This is a genomic window from Mesorhizobium sp. IMUNJ 23033 (assembly GCF_044778005.1).
Taxonomy (GTDB): domain Bacteria; phylum Pseudomonadota; class Alphaproteobacteria; order Rhizobiales; family Rhizobiaceae; genus Mesorhizobium; species Mesorhizobium amorphae_A.
Window position 1 is genome coordinate 547,368 of record NZ_JBJACT010000001.1, and the last position, 19,825, is coordinate 567,192.

16 protein-coding genes are annotated in these 19,825 nt (G+C 63.7%); 5 read left to right on the forward strand and 11 right to left on the reverse strand.

The genetic code is table 11. The features are described 5' to 3' along the window. Position 1 precedes the first annotated feature (1 nt). A complete protein-coding gene (locus tag ACFX5Q_RS02595) occupies positions 2 to 886 on the forward strand; it encodes a phosphotransferase family protein (protein WP_192178096.1) in 885 nt (294 codons plus the stop codon). Continuing rightward, positions 883 to 3,336: an FAD-dependent oxidoreductase gene (locus ACFX5Q_RS02600; protein ID WP_404275125.1), complete on the forward strand. Its 2,454-nt coding sequence runs from the start codon at positions 883 to 885 to the stop codon at positions 3,334 to 3,336. Before ACFX5Q_RS02595 ends, ACFX5Q_RS02600 begins: the two co-directional genes overlap by 4 nt. Before the next feature lie 17 nt (positions 3,337 to 3,353). On the opposite strand, the gene ACFX5Q_RS02605 is transcribed toward ACFX5Q_RS02600, so the two are convergent. Continuing rightward, positions 3,354 to 3,986: a class I SAM-dependent DNA methyltransferase gene (locus tag ACFX5Q_RS02605; protein ID WP_404275127.1), complete on the reverse strand. Its 633-nt coding sequence runs from the start codon at positions 3,984 to 3,986 to the stop codon at positions 3,354 to 3,356. Between the two features lie 102 nt (positions 3,987 to 4,088). Here ACFX5Q_RS02605 and ACFX5Q_RS02610 point away from each other — a divergent pair, with 102 nt between their 5' ends. Continuing rightward, complete coding sequence (locus tag ACFX5Q_RS02610) at positions 4,089 to 4,991, forward strand: phosphotransferase (protein ID WP_404275128.1); 903 nt, start codon at positions 4,089 to 4,091, stop codon at positions 4,989 to 4,991. Positions 4,992 to 5,003: 12 nt separating this feature from the next. On the opposite strand, the gene ACFX5Q_RS02615 is transcribed toward ACFX5Q_RS02610, so the two are convergent. Further along, the gene (locus ACFX5Q_RS02615) at positions 5,004 to 5,927 is read right to left on the reverse strand and encodes a DMT family transporter (protein ID WP_404275130.1); all 924 of its coding nucleotides are present in this window, start codon (positions 5,925 to 5,927) and stop codon (positions 5,004 to 5,006) included. A gap of 496 nt (positions 5,928 to 6,423) precedes the next feature. Further along, a complete protein-coding gene (locus ACFX5Q_RS02620) occupies positions 6,424 to 7,716 on the reverse strand; it encodes an amidohydrolase family protein (protein ID WP_404275132.1) in 1,293 nt (430 codons plus the stop codon). Positions 7,717 to 7,895: 179 nt separating this feature from the next. Between ACFX5Q_RS02620 and ACFX5Q_RS02625 the strand changes: the two genes are divergently transcribed. Further along, positions 7,896 to 9,650, forward strand: a complete 1,755-nt coding sequence (locus tag ACFX5Q_RS02625; RefSeq protein WP_404275134.1) for an ABC transporter ATP-binding protein — start codon at positions 7,896 to 7,898, stop codon at positions 9,648 to 9,650. Between the two features lie 42 nt (positions 9,651 to 9,692). Here the strand turns inward: ACFX5Q_RS02625 and ilvD are convergent, their stop codons facing one another. Continuing rightward, complete coding sequence (gene ilvD, locus ACFX5Q_RS02630) at positions 9,693 to 11,537, reverse strand: dihydroxy-acid dehydratase (RefSeq protein ID WP_404275136.1); 1,845 nt, start codon at positions 11,535 to 11,537, stop codon at positions 9,693 to 9,695. Between the two features lie 268 nt (positions 11,538 to 11,805). Here ilvD and ACFX5Q_RS02635 point away from each other — a divergent pair, with 268 nt between their 5' ends. Beyond that, complete coding sequence (locus tag ACFX5Q_RS02635; protein WP_404275138.1) at positions 11,806 to 12,276, forward strand: VOC family protein; 471 nt, start codon at positions 11,806 to 11,808, stop codon at positions 12,274 to 12,276. Positions 12,277 to 12,409: 133 nt separating this feature from the next. On the opposite strand, the gene ACFX5Q_RS02640 is transcribed toward ACFX5Q_RS02635, so the two are convergent. From ACFX5Q_RS02640 to ACFX5Q_RS02670, 7 genes are all read right to left on the reverse strand, one after another. Beyond that, complete coding sequence (locus ACFX5Q_RS02640; RefSeq protein WP_404275367.1) at positions 12,410 to 12,682, reverse strand: hypothetical protein; 273 nt, start codon at positions 12,680 to 12,682, stop codon at positions 12,410 to 12,412. Positions 12,683 to 12,694: 12 nt separating this feature from the next. Then, on the reverse strand, positions 12,695 to 13,003 hold the full coding sequence (locus ACFX5Q_RS02645; RefSeq protein ID WP_404275140.1) for a formate dehydrogenase subunit delta: 309 nt from the start codon (positions 13,001 to 13,003) through the stop codon (positions 12,695 to 12,697). After that, on the reverse strand, positions 12,993 to 13,823 hold the full coding sequence (fdhD, locus tag ACFX5Q_RS02650; RefSeq protein WP_404275142.1) for a formate dehydrogenase accessory sulfurtransferase FdhD: 831 nt from the start codon (positions 13,821 to 13,823) through the stop codon (positions 12,993 to 12,995). The genes ACFX5Q_RS02645 and fdhD overlap by 11 nt, the downstream gene beginning before the upstream one ends. Before the next feature lie 2 nt (positions 13,824 to 13,825). After that, a complete protein-coding gene (gene fdhF / locus ACFX5Q_RS02655) occupies positions 13,826 to 16,735 on the reverse strand; it encodes a formate dehydrogenase subunit alpha (RefSeq protein WP_404275143.1) in 2,910 nt (969 codons plus the stop codon). A 10-nt stretch (positions 16,736 to 16,745) separates the two neighbouring features. Beyond that, on the reverse strand, positions 16,746 to 18,302 hold the full coding sequence (locus ACFX5Q_RS02660; protein WP_404275145.1) for a formate dehydrogenase beta subunit: 1,557 nt from the start codon (positions 18,300 to 18,302) through the stop codon (positions 16,746 to 16,748). Beyond that, positions 18,299 to 18,778: a formate dehydrogenase subunit gamma gene (locus tag ACFX5Q_RS02665; RefSeq protein WP_006202845.1), complete on the reverse strand. Its 480-nt coding sequence runs from the start codon at positions 18,776 to 18,778 to the stop codon at positions 18,299 to 18,301. Before ACFX5Q_RS02665 ends, ACFX5Q_RS02660 begins: the two co-directional genes overlap by 4 nt. Positions 18,779 to 18,912: 134 nt before the next feature. Continuing rightward, a complete protein-coding gene (locus ACFX5Q_RS02670) occupies positions 18,913 to 19,812 on the reverse strand; it encodes a LysR family transcriptional regulator (RefSeq protein WP_006202846.1) in 900 nt (299 codons plus the stop codon). Positions 19,813 to 19,825: the final 13 nt, after the last annotated feature.

The window sequence follows — 19,825 nt, forward strand, 5'->3', positions numbered from 1 at the left end:
CGTGATTGCCGAAGACCGCATCCGCGCCCTGCCTTGCTGGACCGGCAGCATCGAGATTGCGCCGCTGCCGGGCGGCCTCAGCAACGCCAACTATGTGGTCAAGGACGCGGCCGGGCGGCATGTCGTTCGCTTCGGCCAGGACTATCCTTTCCACCACGTCTTTCGCGAGCGCGAAGTGATGACATCGCGGGCGGCCCATGCCGCCGGCTTCGCACCTGCAGTCCGCTATGCAGAGCCGGGCATCATGGTGACGGAATATCTCGGCGCCAGGACCTATACGGCCGAAGACGTGCGCGCCAACATCGGCCGCGTCGCGGCCCTGATGCGCGGTTTCCATCGCGAGATGCCCAACCACATCTCCGGCGCCGGCTTCATGTTCTGGGTGTTCCACGTCATCCGCGACTATGCGCGCACGCTGGAGGAAGGCGGCAGCCGCAAGCGGGGCGACCTGCCCTATCTCCTGACGCTGGCGGACGAGCTCGAGCGGGCGCAGAAGCTGCTGCCGATCGTCTTCGGTCACAACGATCTTTTGCCGGCCAACATTCTCGACGACGGCAGCAGGCTGTGGCTGATCGACTTCGAATATGCCGGCTTCAACACCGCTATGTTCGACCTTGCCGGGGCTGCCTCGAATGCCGGCCTGAGCGACCAGGAATCCTTCGCCCTGCTCACGGCTTACTTCATGAAGGAACCGGACGAAGCGATCCGCCGCTCGCATGCGGCCATGCAATGCGCCTCGCTGCTGCGCGAGGCGATGTGGAGCATGGTCTCCGAACTCTACCTCGACGCGCCGGGCATCGACTACATCGCCTACACCGAGGAAAACTTGACGCGGCTGGAAGCGGCGCTGGAAAACTACCGGACAAAATACGGGATACTGACATGACCTTGCCCAGCCATGCCGGGATCGTCGTCATCGGCGGCGGCATCATCGGCTGTTCGACGGCCTATCATCTGGCGCGCGACCACAAGGCCGATGTCGTGCTGCTGGAACAGGGCAAGCTGACCTCGGGCTCGACCTGGCATGCGGCAGGCCTTGTAGGGCAGTTGCGCTCGTCGGCTTCGATCACCCGCGTGCTCAAATATTCGGTCGAACTCTACAAGGGCCTGGAGGCCGAAACCGGTCTCGCCACCGGCTGGAAGATGACCGGCTGCCTCAGGCTGGCCACCAATGCCGACCGCTGGACCGAATACAAGCGGCTGGCCACTACGGCCAAAAGCTTCGGCATGGACATGCAATTGCTGTCGCCGGCCGAGGTCAAGGCGATGTGGCCGCTGCTCGAAACCGGTGATCTCGTCGGCGCCTCCTGGCTGCCGACCGACGGGCAGGCAAGCCCGTCCGACATTACGCAGTCACTGGCCAAGGGCGCACGCATGCATGGCGCGAAACTGTTCGAGGATGTCCGCGTCACCAGCTTCGAGATGAAGGACGGCCGCATCACCGCGGTGAAGACCAGCAAGGGCGATATTGCCTGCGACAAGGTGGTGAACTGCGCCGGGCAATGGGCAAGGCAGGTGGGTGCCATGGCCGGCATCAACGTGCCGCTGCAGCCGGTGAAGCACCAGTACATCATCACCGAGAAGATCGAGGGCCTGGCGACCGACGCGCCGACCATCCGCGACCCCGACCGCCGTACCTACTTCAAGGAAGAGGTCGGCGGGCTGGTGATGGGCGGCTATGAGCCGAACCCGCAGGCCTGGATGACTGATCTCCCCGGGGGCGACGTTCCGAACGACTGGGAATTCCGTCTGTTCGACGACGACTACGATCATTTCGAGCAGCATATGAGCCAGGCAATTGCGCGCGTTCCGGCGCTGGAGACCGTCGGCGTCAAGCAGATGATCAACGGTCCGGAGAGCTTTACCCCGGACGGCAATTTCATCCTCGGCACGGCGCCTGAATGCGCCAACATGTTCGTCGGCGCCGGCTTCAACGCGTTCGGCATCGCCTCCGGCGGCGGCGCTGGCTGGGTGCTGGCGCAATGGGTGGTCGATGGCGAAGCGCCGCTCGATCTATGGGTGGTCGACATCAGGCGGTTTTCCGGCCTGCACCGCGACCGGCAATGGGTCTGCGACCGCACGCTGGAAGCCTATGGCAAGCACTACACGATTGGTTTCCCGCATGAGGAGTACTTGTCGGGACGGCCGCGCATTGTTTCGCCGCTCTATGAGCGGCTGAAGACGCATCGCGCTGTGTTCGGCTCGAAACTCGGCTGGGAACGGCCGAACTGGTTCGCGCCCGAGGGCAGCAAACCGGAAGACATCTATTCGATGGGCCGGCAGAACTGGTTCTCGGCGGTTGGCGAGGAGCACAGGCATGTGCGCGAGAAGGTCGGCATTTTCGACCAGTCGTCCTTCGCCAAATACGAGATGACCGGCGCGGATGCGCAGAAGGCGCTGGACTGGATCTGCGCCAACGACGTCGCCAAGCCGGTCGGCCGGCTGACCTACACGCAGCTTCTCAACACGCGCGGCGGCATCGAGGCCGACCTGACCGTGGCTCGGCTTGGCGAAGAAAAGTTCTACATCGTCACAGGCACAGGTTTCCGCACGCATGATTTCGCGTGGATCGACGACCATGTCGGCAAGGATCTCGACGTCACCTTCAGCGACGTCACCGAGGATTTCGGCACGCTGTCGCTGATGGGACCGCGTGCACGCGACGTGCTTTCAGCAGTGGCCGACGCGGATGTGTCGAACGCCGCCTTCCCATTCGGCCATGCGCGCGAGTTCGCCATTGCCGGCCATACAATTCGGGCGCTACGCGTCACCTATGTCGGCGAACTCGGCTGGGAACTGCATGTGCCGATCGCGGCAACCGGCGAGATCTTCGACGCGCTGATGGCGGCGGGCAAGACATACGACATCCGCCCAGTCGGCTACCGGGCGCTGGAATCGCTCAGGCTGGAAAAGGGTTATCGCGCCTGGGGCTCGGACATCACGCCCAACGACACGCCGCAGGAGGCCGGCCTTGGCTGGGCGGTGAAGCTGAGGAAGAACACCGATTTCGTCGGCCGGCGGGCACTTGAGAAGGTCAATGGCGACGCGCCGAAGAAACGCTTTGCCGGCTTCACGGTCGACGATCCGGAGATCGTGCTGGTCGGCCGCGAGACGATCCTGCGCAACGGCGAGCCGGTCGGTTATCTCACCAGCGGCGGCTATGGCTATACGGTGGCCAAGAATGTCGGCTTCGGCTATGTGCGCAATGCCGAGGGCATAAGCGACGACTTCCTCGCCTCCGGCGACTACGAGCTGGTGGTGGCGATGGAACGCACGCGGGCAAAGATCCATCTCGAGCCGCTGTATGATCCGGCGGGAGAAAGGATCAGGTCTTAGGCCTTCTCCAGTCTCGATCAGATGACGCGCAGGACAAGACCTCGGCTGGGCACGGTATCGGCCTCGCCCGGCATGGAGACATAGGGCGCCGTCTCCTCGTCGCGCGTGACGACACCTTGCGCCTCCAATTCGGCGATGCGCGCGGCAAAGCCCGCCTCCCACAGCGTGTTCTTGACCGTCAGCACGATCGCGCCGCCCGGCCGGCAGATGCGGATCAGCTCGTCCAGTCCTTCGGCGCCGACATGGCCCGAAGTGAAGACACCGGCCGAGACGATTCCGGCATAGGCATTGTCCGCGAAAGGCAGCGGCCCGCCGAGCGCCAGGCAGTGAAGCGCCGAATAGATACCCTTGGCCGCCGCCTTGGCCAGCATGCCCTCGGAAATGTCGAGCGCCTCGACTTGCGGGTAGCCGATGATGGCAAGCCATTCGCCGCTGAGCCCGGTGCCGGCGCCCGCATCGAGAAGCGGGGCTGCCCCGCGGGGCAGATGGCGGGCCAGCAGAGCGAGGCAGATCGTCGGATGGCGATAGCCGGCGGTCGACATGTCGGCATCGTAGGTGTCGGACCAGCTGTCGTAAAGCGCCGCCACCTCCTCGGGTCGCTTCGCCGCATAGGCCGCGCCGAGCGCAGTGTTCTGCTTGCTGTGTGCCATTGCCGCTCGCCCGACTCTTTGCCTGTCACGGGATGATAGCCAAATGGCGAAAACTGTGGAACCGTCGCCGCGATAATAAGCGCGTGAAGGGGGATCGAGGCGATGGCGGATGAGATAGCACGCGCGGCACTGGCCACCATTCCAGTGCTGGCCGGCTATGAGGGACCGCTGGAACGGCTCGGCGGCCTCACCAATCTTGTCTACAGGGCCGGTGATTTCTGCCTGCGCATCCCCGGCAAAGGCACCGAGGAGTATATCAACCGCGCCAATGAAGCCGTGGCGGCGCGCGAGGCGGCGAAAGCCGGCGTCAGTCCGCAGGTGCTGCATGTCGACGCCGGCACGGGCGTGATGGTGAGCCGGTTCATCGCCGGCACCGAGACGATGTCGCCGGAAAAGTTCAAACTGCGCCCGGGCAGCCAGGCGCGCGCGGGTGAGGTCTTCCGCAAGCTGCACACTTCCGGTGCGGTGTTTCCTTTCCGCTTCGAGCTGTTTGCGATGATCGACGATTATCTGAAGGTGCTGTCGACCAAGGACGTGGCGTTGCCGCATGGCTACCACGATGTCGTGCGCGAGGCCGAAACCGTGCGTGCAGCACTTGCAGCCCATCCGCTGCCGCTTGCCGCCTGCCACTGCGATCCGCTGTGCGAGAACTTTCTCGACACCGGCGAGCGGATGTGGATCGTCGACTGGGAATATTCGGGGATGAACGATCCGCTCTGGGATCTCGGCGACCTCTCGGTCGAAGGCAAGTTCGATACTGCGCAGGATGAAGAACTGATGCGCGCCTATTTCGGTCGCCAGCCGAAACCGGTCGAGCGCGGCCGCGTCGTCATCTACAAGGCGATGTGCGATCTGTTGTGGACACTGTGGGGACTGCTGCAGCTTGCCAACAACAATCCGGTCGACGATTTCCGCGCCTATGCCGACGGCCGCTTCGCCCGCTGCAAGGCGCTGATGGAGACGCCGGAATTTTCACGGCATCTGGCGGCCGTGCGCCAGGGTTAAGCCCGGCTCGGTTCAGTTCACGCCCTTCGGCACGTTCTCCGGCGGTACCACGGTGTCGACCACCTTCTGGCGGTGGAAGATGAACAGACCGGCGAGCACGACGATGGCCGAGCCGATCAGGATACGCGGACCGGGCACGTCGCCGAAGAAGACCAGGCCGAAGACAACCGCCCACAGGAGCAGCGTGTAGTGCAGCGGCGCCAGCGTCGAGGCCGGCGCCAGCTTCAGCGCCCTGGTGATCATCAGGTGAGCAGCGCAGGAGACGATGCCGAGCAGCAGCATGGCGCCGAAGTCGAGCGCCGACGGCGTCTGCCACGCGCCGATGCTCAGCACGCCGCCAACGACCAGCGTGCCGATGGTCTGCCAGGTTACCAGAGTGGTGTCGCTGGTGCCGCGCAGCCGCCGGTTGAGGATGATGGCGAAGGCGAAGGAGATGCTGCCAACGAGCGCGAATATCGAGGACAGCGAAAACGCCGCCGAAGACGGCTTCAGCATGATCAGGACGCCGCAGAAGCCGACCAGGATCGCCGCCCAACGGCGCCAACCGACCTTTTCGCCGAGCAGGAAGTGCGACAGCGCCGCGACATAGATCGGTCCTGCCATGTAGAAGCTCATCACGTCGGCGAGCGGCAGATAGACGACGGCGGCGTAAAACAGCGCAGTGTCGAGCGTCGTCATCACCACGCGCAGGACCTGCAGTTCCAGACGCTCCATCTTGAACAGCTTGCCGGCGCCCTGGTTGGCGATCATCGGGCCGAGCACGAAAAAGGCGCCGACCGAACGGATCAGCACGACCTGGCCGACGGAGAAGCTGGCGACCAGCCACTTGCCCATCGCGTCGTTGAGCGCAAACAGGAAATCGCCGGCCAGCATCAGCAAAATGCCGGCCAAAAGCACGTTCCTGATCGTAAAATTGCGGGCAAGGGAGGGAGCCATGCCGGCTCCGTAGACGCAAGCGGCCGATTTGACGAGCGGAATTCGAGGGAGTCGATAAGACCAGCGGCGGAAATCGGCTGGTTCTATGCCTTCCGTACGCTTTCGGCAGGCCGCGTCGGTACGATCCGCTATTTAGGCTGCGGCCGAATGATGATCGGGCGATAGAGGATCGGCCTGTCCCAGGGATCGAAAGCCGATGCGCTTCGGAGTTCCGCGCGCCGATCGAGGTCGATGCGCTGCAAGCATTCGGCGAAGGCATCGTTTTTCTTGGTGAAGCCGTAGGACCGGCATTTCGCCTCATCTCGGCGCGGCGGTCCTCCGCCGACATGCAGCCCGCACAAGCCGCCGCCAGCGCAACCGCCATCACAGTCTTTTGCCACATGGTGATCCTCCTCGAGCCAAAGTGGAGGCTTATTGTAGACTTAATTATGCCAGACGAAGCGGAGAGCCTTGATGCAGAGAGGCTGGCCTTTTGGGCCTGAAAGGCTCGGCTCGCCTATGACAGGGAGCCGGCTGCCTTGTGCCGACGGTTCACCTGTGTCGGTCGGCCGGCGATCGACAGGCGGGTTTCCTGCTTCGTCCGCTCGGCAACCACTTTGCCCCTGGCGATGACGCAGAGACGTTCAGGGCGCAAACGAATGGCCTCGACCGGATTGCCGGCGTCGAGGACGACGAGACTGGCGCGCTTGCCGACGGCAAGGCCGAGATGATCGAGCCCCATGATGGCCGCGTTGACGTTGGTGACCATGTCGAAGCAGCGCGCCATGTCGGCGGGGCTCGACATCTGGGCGACGTGCAGGCCCATGAAGGCGACGTCGAGCATGTCGGCCGTGCCCAGCGAATACCAGGGATCGAGCACGCAATCCTGGCCCCAGCCGACGCGGATGCCCATGGCGAGCATTTCCTTGACGCGCGTCAGGCCGCGGCGCTTGGGAAAAGTGTCGTGGCGGCCTTGCAGCATGATGTTGATCAGCGGATTGGGGATGGCCGATACGCCAGCCTCGGCGATCAGCGGCAACAGCTTGGAGACGTAATAATTGTCCATCGAGTGCATGGAGGTAAGGTGTGAACCGGCCACCCTGCCTTGCAGGCCGAGCCGTTGCGTCTCATAGGCAAGCTGCTCGATATGGCGCGACAGCGGATCGTCGGTCTCGTCGCAATGCAGGTCGACCATCAGCCCACGCCTGGCGGCGATTTCGCAGAGTTCCGTCACCGAACGCGTGCCGTCGGCCATGGTGCGTTCGAAATGCGGAATGCCGCCGACGATATCGACGCCCATGTCGAGCGCGCGGACGGTGTTCTCAAGCGCCGTCGGCGAACGATAGAGCCCGTCCTGCGGGAAGGCGACCAGCTGCAGGTCGATATAGGGCGCGACCGTCTTCTTGACGTCGAGCAAGGCCTCCACCGCCAAAAGGCGATCGTCGCAGACATCGACATGGGTGCGGATGGCGAGAAGGCCCATCGATACGGCCCAGTCGCAATAGGCGAGCGCGCGCTCGCGCACCGCCTCGTGCGTCAGAAGCGGCTTCAACTCGCCCCATAGCGATATGCCCTCCAGCAGGGTGCCCGACGCATTGATGCGCGGAATGCCGTAGGAGAGAGTGGCATCCATGTGGAAATGCGGATCGACGAAAGGCGGCGCGACCAGATCGCCATACGCATTGATCACCGTGCCCGCAGCGGCGGTCAGCTCGGGCTCAATCGCTGCGATCGTCTCGCCGGTGATGCCGATATCGGCAACCCTGCCGTCAGGCAGCGTGCCGCCGCGCACGATGAGGTCGAAATCCATCTTTTCGTCATCCTCTTTCCAGAATCATCGTGCCATCGTGGCGCAAAAGGCAGCTTGCCGCAGCCGTTTCTTTCAGTGGCCGCGAAAGGTTCCCTCCGACGGCAACTCGCTCTATAAGCCGCCTTTCGCCTCCGTGGCGAATCCGGAAATTCGTGTCAGCCAAGCATGGGATCAGTCGTTTGTTTCGCTTCTTCCGCTCGACGGAGAACCAGCGCCTCATCGCGAGACTGGTCAAGGAATCCTTCCGGGAACATAGGTTCGGATACGGCGCCGCCATACTGTCGATGCTGGTGGTGGCCGCCATGACAGGCGCCAGCGCCTGGATCCTGCGTGAGATCACGAACGAATTCGTCATCTACAAGCGACTGGACCGCGTCAACCTGATTGCGGCCGCGGTCGCCGCAATCTTCATCTTCAAGGGCGTCGCCAATTTCGTCCAGGCCTATTTCATGAGCCGCGTCGGCAACGCCATCATCGCCGACCGGCAGCGCAAGATCTATGACCGGATCCTCGCGCAAGGCATCGAATTCTACCATTCGACCTCGTCGTCCGACCTGATCACCCGCATGACCAACAATGCACAGGCCGCGCGCAGCGTCCTTGACCTCGTTGTCACGTCCTATGTGCGGGATCTGGTGACGCTGATCGTGCTGGTGGGGGTGATGGTCTGGCAGCAGCCGGCACTGTCTCTGATCTGCTTCATCATCGGGCCCGTAGCCATATACGGCGTCAATCACATCCTGAAGCGCGTCCGCAAGATTGCCGCGATGGAGTTCCGCTCGCTCGGCCAGATCGTGCATGTGATGCAGGAAACGGCAATCGGCGTGCGTGTCGTCAAATCCTTCAATCTCGAAGGCGCGATGCGCAACCGGATGTACAAGGCGGTATCGGACGTCGAGAACCGCGCCAACAACATCGCAACGCTGGAGGCTGCCACCAGCCCGGTGATGGAAACGCTTGCCGGGCTGGCAATCTCAGGCGCCGTGCTGGTCAGCGGCTTCCTGGTCCTGCAGGGCGGCCAGATGCCGGGCAACATCATGGCCTTCATCGCGGCGCTGCTGCTTGCCTATGAGCCGGCGAAACGGTTGGCGCGTGTGCGCATATCGCTGGAAACCGGTATCGTCGGCGTGCGCATGATGTTCCAGCTGGCCGACCGGCCGCTGACCTTGGCCGAAAAGCCGGACGCCAAGCCACTGCAGCCGGGGCCGGGCGAAATCCGCTTCGATGGTGCGAGCTTCGCCTATCCGGAAAGCCCGCCGGTATTCGAAGGATTCGACCTGACGCTTGAGGCCGGCAAGATGACGGCGCTGGTCGGGCCTTCGGGCAGCGGCAAGTCGACGATCCTCAACCTGATCATGCGCATGTACGACCCGCAAAGCGGCAAGGTGCTGTTCGACGGCCAAGACATCTCCTACGCAACGCTGGCTTCGGTCAGGGAAAAGATCGCTTATGTCAGCCAGGACACGTTCCTGTTTGCCGGCACCATCATGCACAACATCCGGCTTGGGCGTCAGGACGCCACCGACGAGGAGGTGATCGCCGCGGCCAAGGCGGCCAATGCCCACGACTTCATCAGCGCCATGCCGAAAGGCTACGAGACGGATGTGGGCGAGAACGGCGCCCTGCTTTCAGGCGGGCAGCGCCAGCGCATCTCGATCGCCCGCGCCATGTTGCGCAATGCCGAGATCCTGCTGCTCGACGAAGCGACCAGCGCGCTCGACGCCGAGTCCGAGGCCCTGTTCCGCGACGCGCTGCAGCAGCTGACGGTCGGGCGCACGACCATCGTCATCGCCCACCGCCTGTCGACCGTGCACCAGGCCGACACGATCGTGGTGTTGGAAAAAGGCAAGGTCGTGGAAAGCGGCCCGCACAAGATCTTGCTCAAGCAGGGCGGGCTCTATCAGAAGCTTTATGAGTATCAGCTGATGCCGTGAGGCGCCTACCTTCTCCCACAAGGGGAGAAGGTAAAGCGGTCCTTAGTCCGGCACGTGCCTGACCGCACCTTTGTCAGCGCTGGTGGCGAAGGCAGCATAGGCGCGCAGGGCCGTCGTAACCTTGCGCTTGCGCTTTTCCTCGGGCTTCCAGGCCGTCGCGCCCTTCGCCTCCATTGCAGCACGCCGAGCATCGAGTTCAGCGTCGCTGACCGCCAGGCGGATGGTGCGGTTGGGGATGTCGATCTCGATCGTATCGCCCTCCCGGACCAGGCCGATCAGCCCGCCTTCCGCCGCCTCCGGCGAGACGTGGCCGATCGACAGGCCCGACGTGCCGCCGGAGAAGCGGCCGTCGGTGATCAGCGCGCAGGCTTTGCCGAGGCCTTTCGACTTCAGATAGCTAGTCGGGTAGAGCATTTCCTGCATGCCGGGGCCGCCGCGCGGTCCTTCATAGCGGATGACGACGACATCGCCGGCCTTGATCTCGTTGGACAGGATCGCCTTGACCGAGGCGTCCTGACTTTCGAACACCCGCGCCGGACCGGTGAATTTCAGGATCGATTCGTCGACGCCCGCGGTCTTCACGATGCAGCCGTCGAGCGCCAGATTGCCCTTCAGCACGGCAAGGCCGCCATCCTTTGAGAAGGGCGTGTCCGCCGAGCGGATGACGCCCTTCTCTCGGTCGAGATCGAGCTCGTCCCAGCGGCGGTCCTGGCTGAAGGCGACCTGCGTCGGCACGCCGCCGGGTGCCGCCAGGAAGAAATCGCGCACGTTCTGGCTCGAAGTGCGGGAAATGTCCCAATGCTCGAGCGCCTCGCCGAGGCTCGCGGTGTGCACCGTCGGCAGGTCGCGGTTGATCAGCCCGGCCTGGTCGAGCTGGCCGAGGATGGCCATGATGCCGCCGGCACGGTGAACGTCTTCCATGTGCACGTCGGACTTCGCCGGCGCGACCTTGCACAGCACCGGAACACGCCGCGACAGCCGATCGATGTCCTCCATGGTGAAGTCGACTTCGCCCTCATGCGCGGCGGCGAGGACGTGCAGCACAGTGTTGGTCGAACCGCCCATGGCAATGTCGAGCGTCATGGCGTTCTCGAAGGCGCCCTTGGAGGCGATGCTGCGCGGCAGCGCCGTCTCGTCATCCTGCTCGTAATAGCGCTGCGCCAGGTCGACGACGAGATGCCCGGCCTCGACGAACAGGCGCTTGCGGTCGGCATGGGTGGCGAGCGTCGAGCCATTGCCGGGCAGCGACAGGCCAAGCGCCTCGGTCAGGCAGTTCATCGAATTGGCGGTAAACATGCCGGAGCAGGAGCCGCAGGTCGGGCAGGCCGAGCGCTCGATGATCTTGACGTCCTCGTCGGAGATCTTGTCGTCGGCAGCTGCGACCATGGCGTCAACCAGGTCGAGCGCCTGCGTCTTGCCGGCCAGCACCACCTTGCCGGCTTCCATCGGTCCGCCGGAAACGAAGACGGTGGGGATGTTGAGGCGCAGCGATGCCATCAGCATGCCGGGCGTGATCTTGTCGCAATTGGAGATGCAGACCATGGCGTCGGCGCAGTGCGCGTTGACCATGTATTCGACCGAGTCGGCGATCAGCTCGCGCGACGGCAGCGAGTAGAGCATGCCGTCATGGCCCATGGCGATGCCGTCGTCGACGGCGATGGTGTTGAACTCCTTGGCGACGCCGCCGGCCTTCTCGATCTCGCGCGCGACCAGCTGGCCGAGGTCCTTGAGATGGACATGGCCCGGCACGAACTGGGTGAAGGAATTGACCACGGCGATGATCGGCTTGCCGAAATCCGAATCCTTCATGCCGGTAGCGCGCCACAGGCCGCGGGCGCCGGCCATGTTGCGGCCATGGGTGGTGGTGCGGGAACGATAGGCAGGCATGAATTTTCCTTAGCTGGCTGGCTGCGCTCCATGCGGAGCGTGGCGGCGCTGAATTCGGATCGCAGGGGTTATAGACGCCATAGTCTGGTCTGGCCACAATTTTGCGCTGCGCCAGATTTTCCCGAAAAACCGGACTTTCCAAAAAAATTTCACGCCACTGTCGGATCGCGTTCGGCACGGCCGTCCTTGGGCAGACGGCAAGGAATGGCACCATTCTCGGAGTCAGCCGTTACCGCAATAGCAAACGAAGCAACCCGAGGAGCACGACATGCAAAAGATCACCACCTGCCTGTGGTTCGACGACCAGGCCGAAGAGGCGATGAATTTCTACGTCTCCATCTTCAAGAACTCGAAGGTGCTGAGCGTGATGCGCTGGCCAAAGGGTCATGCAGATGAAGGCAAGGTGCTGGTGACCTCGTTCGAGCTCGACGGCGTGCAGTTCCAGGCGCTCAACGGCGGACCGCAATTCAAGTTCAACGAGGCCATGTCGCAGTCGATCGACTGCAAGACGCAGGAAGAGGTCGATTATTTCTGGGACAGGCTCATCGAAGGCGGCGGCGAACCGTCGCAATGCAGCTGGCTGAAGGACAGGTTCGGCGTCTCCTGGCAAGTCGTGCCGGAGCAACTGCCGCGCCTGCTTCTGGATCCGGACCGGGCCAAGGCCGGCCGGGTGATGTCAGCGATGATGCAGATGAGCAAGATCGACATCGCCAAGATCGAAGAAGCGGCGAAGGGGTGAGTGGAGGCGCACTTGCCTTCCCCCTTGTAGGGGAAGGCGGATCGGCGCGCAGCGCCGAGACGGGATGAGGGGTGTTGGACGGAGTGAGGCGTTGGTGTTCCCTGGAACACCTCTCATCCGTCGCCTTCGGCGCCTACTCGACGATGCGGTAGATGTTCCACAGGCTGGTGCCCGACACGACATAGGGCTCAATCTCCTTGCCCCATTTGGCGTGCGCCTCGATCTTGCCGATCTTGGCGAAGAACTCTTCCAACTGGGCCAGGCTCTGGACCTCGTGATGGCTCTCGACCGTCGCTTCGCGCGCGCCGATCGATCCGGTCATGATCTGGAACTTGAGGTCCGCGATACCGACCTGCGAGCCGATCTCGCGTTCCCATTTTTTCAACAGTTCGAGCACGGTCGCTATTGTCAGGCTATTTCAGCGGGCTGCGTTCTCGGCCGGGGCAGGCCCGGTGTAGCCGATGTTCTTGTCGGCCTGTTCGGGTGCCTTGGGCCGCTTGATTCTGGCGGAGGCGGCCACCACCAGCTCGTTGAAATTCTCGGTGCCGCCGTCCAGCATCTCGAACAGCTGCCGCCGCATGCGCGGCTCCCAGAACTTGTTGATATGCTCGGCAACGCCGGCAATGCCTTCCTCGCGCGGCTTGGAATCGAAGAAGTCGGCGATCTGGTTGGCCATGCGCACCAGCTTTTCCTTGGTGCTCATAATGTGTTCTTCGTCATGCGACATGCTTGGCAACTCCGGAAGCCACCCGGTCCGGGTGGGTGAAAACATCGAAATCCTCGCCGCGAACCAACGCCACCAGCGTCATTCCGGCAGCCTCGGCCGTGCGGATGGCAAGCGCGGTCGGCGCCGAGACGGCAATGATGAAGGCCGAGCCGATCGCCGCCGTCTTCTGCACCATCTCGACCGACACGCGAGACGTCACGACCACGGCGCCCGACGCACCGTCGATGCCGGCCTTGGCCAGCGCGCCGGCCAGCTTGTCCAATGCATTGTGGCGGCCGACATCCTCACGCGCCATGACGATGCCCTTGCCGGGGATGTAGAAGCCGGCGGCGTGCACAGCGCCGGTCTCGGTGTGTAGCGGTTGCACCTTCGACAAAAGCTTGACCGAACGGACGATATCGTCGGCTTCAAGCGTAAGCTTTGACGCACCGACCGCGTCGACCGAGCGCATGGCCTCTTCGATAGACTCGATGCCGCACAGCCCGCAGCCGACCGGGCCGGCAAGCCGGCGCCGCCGCGCCTGGAAGCGTGTATTGGCCTTGTCCTTCAACCGGATCTGGATGTCGATGCCGGCGCCAAGATCTTCGACCTCGATCGCCTCGATCTCGTCAGGAGCGGCAACGATGCCCTCGGTCAGCGAGAAGCCGAGTGCGAAATCATCGAAATCGGCCGGGCTCGCCATCATCACCGCATGCGTCGTGCCGGCGAAGGAGAACGCCACCGGCGTCTCCTCCGGCACCATGCGGTTCGCGGCCGCCGTCCCGCTGGCGCGGTGCGCCAGCCGCGATATCTGCGTCGTTGCTTTGCGGCGCGCGGCCAAGGTTACTCCGCCGCTTCCAACGGTGCGATGCGGCGGCTCTGGCGCGCCTGCTCATTATAATCCCTCTGCCACTCGGTCGGGCCGTTGGACGGCGCCACCTGCACGGCGGTGACCTTGTATTCCGGACAGTTGGTCGCCCAGTCCGAGAAGTCGGTGGTGATCACGTTCGCCTGCGTGTCCGGATGGTGGAAGGTCGTATAGACCACACCTGGCGAGACGCGATCGGTGATCAGCGCGCGCAACGTCGTCTCGCCGGAGCGGCTCGCCAACCGCACCCAGTCGCCTTCGCGAATGCCGCGGTTCTCGGCATCGTGCGGATGGATCTCCAGCATGTCTTCGGCATGCCACATCACATTTTCGGTGCGCCTGGTCTGCGCGCCGACATTGTACTGTGACAGAATCCGCCCGGTGGTGAGCAGCAGCGGGAAGCGCGGCCCGGTCCTTTCGTCCGTCGCCACATATTCGGTGCGGATGAACTTGCCCTTGCCGCGCACGAAGCCATCGACATGCATGATCGGCGTGCCGAGCGGCGCCTTCTCGTTGCAGGGCCACTGCACGGATCCGACACGGTCGAGCAGTTCGAAGGAGACGTTGGCGAAGCTCGGCGTCGTCTTGGCGATCTCGTCCATGATCTCGGAAGGATGCCGGTAGTTCCAGTCCAGCCCGATCGCGCGGGCAAGCTCCTGCGTCGCCTCCCAATCGGCGTAGCGCGCTTTCGGCTCGATAACCTTGCGCACCATGTTGATGCGGCGCTCGGCATTGGTGAAGGTGCCGTCCTTCTCAAGAAAGGTCGAGCCCGGCAGGAAGACATGCGCGTAGTTCGCCGTCTCGTTGAGGAAGAGGTCGTGCACGACGACGCATTCCATCGCGGCGAGCCCTGCGGCGACGTGCTTGGTGTCGGGATCGGACTGCAAAATGTCCTCGCCCTGGATGTAGATGCCCTTGAAGGAGCCGTCGACGGCGGCATCGAGCATGTTGGGGATGCGCAGGCCCGGCTCGTCGTCGAGCTTCACGCCCCACAGGCTCTCATAGATGTCGCGCACGGCCTCGCCCGAGATATGGCGATAGCCGGGCAGTTCGTGCGGGAAGGAGCCCATGTCGCACGAGCCCTGCACATTGTTCTGGCCGCGCAGCGGGTTCACGCCGACGCCGGGACGGCCGATATTGCCGGTGGCCATGGCGAGGTTGGCGATCGCCATCACCGTGGTCGAGCCCTGGCTGTGTTCCGTCACGCCGAGGCCGTAATAGATCGCGCCGTTGCCGCCGGTGGCGTAAAGACGCGCCGCGCCGCGGATCAGTTCGGGATCGACGCCGGAGAGCTTGCCGACGGTTTCGGGGCTGTTTTCCGGCAGGGCGACGAAAGAAGCCCAGTCCTGGAATTCCGCCCAGTCGCAGCGCTCGCGGATGAAGGCTTCGTCGAAGAGACCTTCGGTGACGATGACATGCGCCAGCGCCGTCAGCACCGCGACATTGGTGCCGGGCTTCAGCGGCAGGTGATAGGCGGCTTCGACATGGGGCGACTTGACCATCTCGGTACGTCGCGGATCGAGCACGATCAGCTTGGCGCCCTGGCGCAGCCGCTTCTTCAGCCGCGAGGCGAACACCGGATGGGCGGAAGCCGGATTGGCGCCGATGACGACGGCGACGTCGGTGTAATCGACGGAGTCGAAATCCTGCGTACCGGCCGAGGTGCCGTAGGTCTGGCCGAGCCCGTAGCCGGTCGGCGAATGGCAGACGCGCGCGCAGGTATCGACATTGTTGTTGCGGAAGCCCTGCCGCACCAGCTTCTGGACGAGGTAGGTTTCCTCGTTCGTGCAGCGCGAGGAGGTGATGCCCCCAATCGCGGTGCGTCCATACTGATACTGGATGCGGCGGAATTCCTTGGCCGTATGGGCGATCGCCTCTTCCCAGCTAACCTCACGCCAGGGATCGGAGATCTTCTCGCGGATCATCGGCGACAGGATGCGGTCCTTGTGCGTGGCGTAGCCATAGGCGAAACGGCCCTTCACGCAGGAATGGCCGTGGTTCGCCTTGCCCTCCTTGTAGGGCATCATGCGGATGACCTCGTCGCCCTTCACTTCGGCCTTGAATGAGCAGCCGACGCCGCAATAGGCGCAGGTGGTGACGGCCGAGCGCTCCGGCAGGCCTTTCTCAAGCACCGTTTTTTCGCGCAGCGCATCGGTCGGGCAGGCCTGCACGCAGGCGCCGCAGGAAACGCATTCGGAGGCGATGAAATCCTCGTGCATGCCGGCGACCATGCGCGATTCGAAACCGCGGCCCTCGATGGTCAGTGCGAAGGTGCCCTGCACCTCTTCGCAGGCCCGCACGCAACGCGAGCAGACGATGCATTGCGCCGGATCATAGGTGAAATAGGGGTTGGATTCGTCGCGGGCGATGTAGTCGACCGCCAGCGAACCATGACCGGGCGCGACGCCGTCTTCCTTGACGTGGTTACGGCCTTCGATGCCGAAGCGGTTTTCGGTCAGGCCGACCGACTTCGCCACAACGTCGAACTCGCTGGCGCCGGTCCCGGCTTTCTCGTTCCAGCCGGTCGGATGGTCGGAGACATAGAGTTCCATGACGCCGCGGCGAATGGCGTCGAGCCGCTCGGACTGCGTGTTGACCACCATGCCTTCGCCAACCGGCGTCGTACAGGACGCCGGCGTGCCGCCGCGGCCCTCGATCTCGACGAGGCAGACGCGGCACGAACCGAACGAGTCCAGCATGTCGGTGGCGCAGAGCTTCGGGATTTCGACCCCGCCCTCCATCGCCGCGCGCATGATCGACGTGCCTTCCGGCACGGTGATGCTGCGGCCGTCGACGGTCAGCGTGACCTGCTTTTCCGCATTCGATTGCGGGGTTCCGAAATCGATCTCTTCGATGAGTATCGGGAAGTCGGCCTTGATGTTCATCTGCCAGCTCCTATTCAGCCGCCACGCGCGCCGGCGCCGGCTTGAAATCCTCGGGGAAATGGGTGATCGAGCTCATCACCGGGTAGGGCGTGAAGCCGCCCAGTGCGCACAGCGATCCGAACTTCATCGTGTTGCAGAGATCGGTGACCAGAGCGAGGTTCTTCTCCGGCTCGATGCCGGCCGCCAGCCTGTCGATGGTCTCGACGCCACGCGTCGAGCCGATGCGGCAGGGTGTGCACTTGCCGCAGCTTTCGATGGCGCAGAACTCCATGGCGAAACGTGCCTGCTTCAGCATGTCGGCGGTGTCGTCGAACACGGTGATGCCGGCATGGCCGATCAACCCGTCCTTGGCGGCGAAGGCTTCGTAGTCGAACGGCGTGTCGAACAAGGCGCGCGGGAAATAGGCGCCGAGCGGCCCGCCGACCTGCACCGCTTTCACCGGCCGGCCCGTCGCAGTGCCGCCGCCGATATCGTCGACGATCTCGCCCAGCGTCATGCCGAAAGCCGCCTCGAACAGGCCTCCATGCTTGACGTTGCCGGCGATCTGGATCGGGATCGTACCGCGCGAGCGGCCCATGCCGTAATCCTTGTAGAAGGCGGCACCCTTGTCCATGATGATCGGCACCGAGGCCAGCGAGATAACGTTGTTGATCACCGTCGGCTTGCCGAACAAGCCTTGGATCGCCGGCAGCGGCGGCTTGGCGCGAACCACGCCGCGCTTGCCTTCCAGGCTGTTCAGCAGCGAGGTTTCCTCGCCGCAGACATAGGCGCCGGCGCCGACGCGGATTTCCATGTCGAAGGCGTTGGGCGAACCCAGCACACTGACGCCGAGCACGCCGGCCTTGCGTGCGACCTCGACAGCCCGGTTCATCGTCGCCACCGCATGCGGATATTCCGAGCGGATATAGACAAAGCCCTTGGTCGCGCCGGTGGCGATGCCGGCGATCGTCATGCCTTCGATCAGCACGAAGGGGTCGCCCTCCATGATCATGCGGTCGGCGAAAGTGGCGCTGTCGCCTTCGTCGGCGTTGCAGACAATGTATTTGCGGTCGCCGGCGGTATCGAGCACCGTTTTCCACTTGATGCCGGTCGGGAAGCCGGCGCCGCCGCGGCCGCGCAGACCGGACTCCGTCACCTGCTTGACGATGTCGAGCGGCGCCATGGCCACCGCATTCTGCAGGCCCTTCAGCCCGCCCAGCGACTTGTAGGCGTCGAGCGACAGCGGGTCGTTGATGCCGCAGCGCGCGAAGGTCAGGCGCGTCTGCTTGGCCAGGAACGGAATCTTGTCCGGCGCGCCCAGCCAGCGCTTATGATGGCCACCCTTGAGGAAACCGCTGTCGAACAGGCTTTTGACGTCGGAAGGCTTCACCGGTCCGTAAGCGACGCGGCCATCGGCGGTAGCCACCTCGACCATCGGTTCGAGGAAATAGGCGCCGCGCGAACCATTGCGCACGATCTTGGCCTCGATGCCGCGTCCGGCCAATTCCTTGGCGATTGTCTTTGCGACCTTCTCGGCGCCGAGCGCCAGCGCGCCGGAGTCACCTGGAATGTAGATGCGCGGGATCATGAGCGTACCTCCGCGACGATCTCTTCGATCTTCTCGTCGTCGAGCCGCCCGATCACCTCGCCATCCAGCATCGCCGACGGCGAACAGGCGCAAAGCCCGAGGCAATAGACCGGCTCCAGCGTAACCGATCCGTCGCGGGTGGTCTCGTGGAAACCGATACCGAGCAATTGCTTGATCTTGGCGGCGACGGCATCCGACCCCATCGACTGGCAGGCTTCCGCCTGGCAAAGCTTGAGCACGTGCCGGCCGGCCGGCTTGGCGCGGAAATCATGATAGAAGGTGACGACGCCGTGCACTTCGGCCCGGGAGAGGTTCAGCCCATCAGCAATGACTGGCAGCGCGTCGTGCGGCACATGGCCGAACTCTTCCTGGATGCCGTGGAGGATCGGCAGCAGCGGACCTTCGAGGTCCTTCAATTCCTGGACGATCGCCGCCGTGCGCGATGCGATCTCGGTACTTGCAGGCTGCATCGTCATGCAGCGCCCTCCCTGGTCGATAGCTTTTATCGCTAAGTCTTTACAAAATCAGAGGAAACCTCTGGAATCAATAAGGCTTATCCGTTGCTTGATAGAAATTTTCTATCAAGTCTGTTCAGCCAGCACTGTCTAGCTCAGCGGCGGGCGTGGAAATCGTCCGCCAGCGCCATCGCCTCGTCCAGTAGCGCCTGGACCAGCGGCGTGTGCGGCTCGCGCGGCGTCGCCACCAGCCCGACAGTATGGCTGGCATCCGGTTCGACGATCGGAATGGCCCGGATCGGTTCGGAAAAGCCGAATGTTTCCGCAAGGTTGAGCGGCATGATCGAGGACCATTTGCCGGTGCGGATATGCGAAAACAAGACGATCATCGAGTTGGATTCGAGCGTCGGCCGCACCTGCACGCCGGCCTCCGCCAGATGCTGGTCGATGATGCGACGGTTCTGCATGTCCGGCGTCAAAAGGCAGAGCGGCAATTGGCTGATTTCCGCCCATGTCACTTTGTCGCGGTCGGAATAGGGGTTTCCCACCGCCGTGATCAGTTGGTAGCGCTCGTCATAGAGCGGCACGCTGGTCACCCGCCCCAGCGGCTCGTTGTCGAGATAGGTGATGCCGGCATCGATATCGAAATTGCCGAGCAGCGACAGCACCTCGATCGAGGTGCGCGACAGCACCGAGAAGGTGACGCCCGGATGCTTTTCGCGAAACGGTGTCGTCAGCCGCGCCACCATGGCCAAAGCCGTCGGGATGGCGGCGATGCGGATGCGGCCGGAAAGCCCGTGTCGCGCCGCGCGCATCTCCTCGCGCATGGTGCGGCTGTCGCCGACGATGCGTCGCGCCCACACCAGCACTTGCTTGCCTTCCGGCGTCAGCCCCTGAAAGCGTGAGCCGCGCAGCACCAGCATGACGCCAAGCTGGCCTTCCAGCTGCTTGATGCCGGCCGAGAGCGTCGGCTGGGTAACGCCGCATACTTCTGCGGCCCGGCCGAAATGCTCTTCCTTGGCCAGAGCGATGAAGAATTCCAGCTTGTCGATCATGCCATCTTTCCGG

Bases quoted from the DNA above. Each gene is read 5' to 3' on its own strand.
- ACFX5Q_RS02615 (WP_404275130.1), bottom strand. From the start codon at position 5,927: ATGGCTCCCTCCCTTGCCCGCAATTTTACGATCAGGAACGTGCTTTTG.
- ACFX5Q_RS02670 (WP_006202846.1), bottom strand. From the start codon at position 19,812: ATGATCGACAAGCTGGAATTCTTCATCGCTCTGGCCAAGGAAGAGCAT.
- fdhF (WP_404275143.1), bottom strand. From the start codon at position 16,735: ATGAACATCAAGGCCGACTTCCCGATACTCATCGAAGAGATCGATTTC.
- ACFX5Q_RS02620 (WP_404275132.1), bottom strand. From the start codon at position 7,716: ATGGATTTCGACCTCATCGTGCGCGGCGGCACGCTGCCTGACGGCAGG.
- ACFX5Q_RS02600 (WP_404275125.1), top strand. From the start codon at position 883: ATGACCTTGCCCAGCCATGCCGGGATCGTCGTCATCGGCGGCGGCATC.
- ACFX5Q_RS02645 (WP_404275140.1), bottom strand. From the start codon at position 13,003: ATGTCGCATGACGAAGAACACATTATGAGCACCAAGGAAAAGCTGGTG.
- ACFX5Q_RS02665 (WP_006202845.1), bottom strand. From the start codon at position 18,778: ATGACGATGCAGCCTGCAAGTACCGAGATCGCATCGCGCACGGCGGCG.
- ilvD (WP_404275136.1), bottom strand. From the start codon at position 11,537: ATGCCTGCCTATCGTTCCCGCACCACCACCCATGGCCGCAACATGGCC.
- ACFX5Q_RS02635 (WP_404275138.1), top strand. From the start codon at position 11,806: ATGCAAAAGATCACCACCTGCCTGTGGTTCGACGACCAGGCCGAAGAG.
- ACFX5Q_RS02660 (WP_404275145.1), bottom strand. From the start codon at position 18,302: ATGATCCCGCGCATCTACATTCCAGGTGACTCCGGCGCGCTGGCGCTC.
- ACFX5Q_RS02605 (WP_404275127.1), bottom strand. From the start codon at position 3,986: ATGGCACACAGCAAGCAGAACACTGCGCTCGGCGCGGCCTATGCGGCG.
- ACFX5Q_RS02610 (WP_404275128.1), top strand. From the start codon at position 4,089: ATGGCGGATGAGATAGCACGCGCGGCACTGGCCACCATTCCAGTGCTG.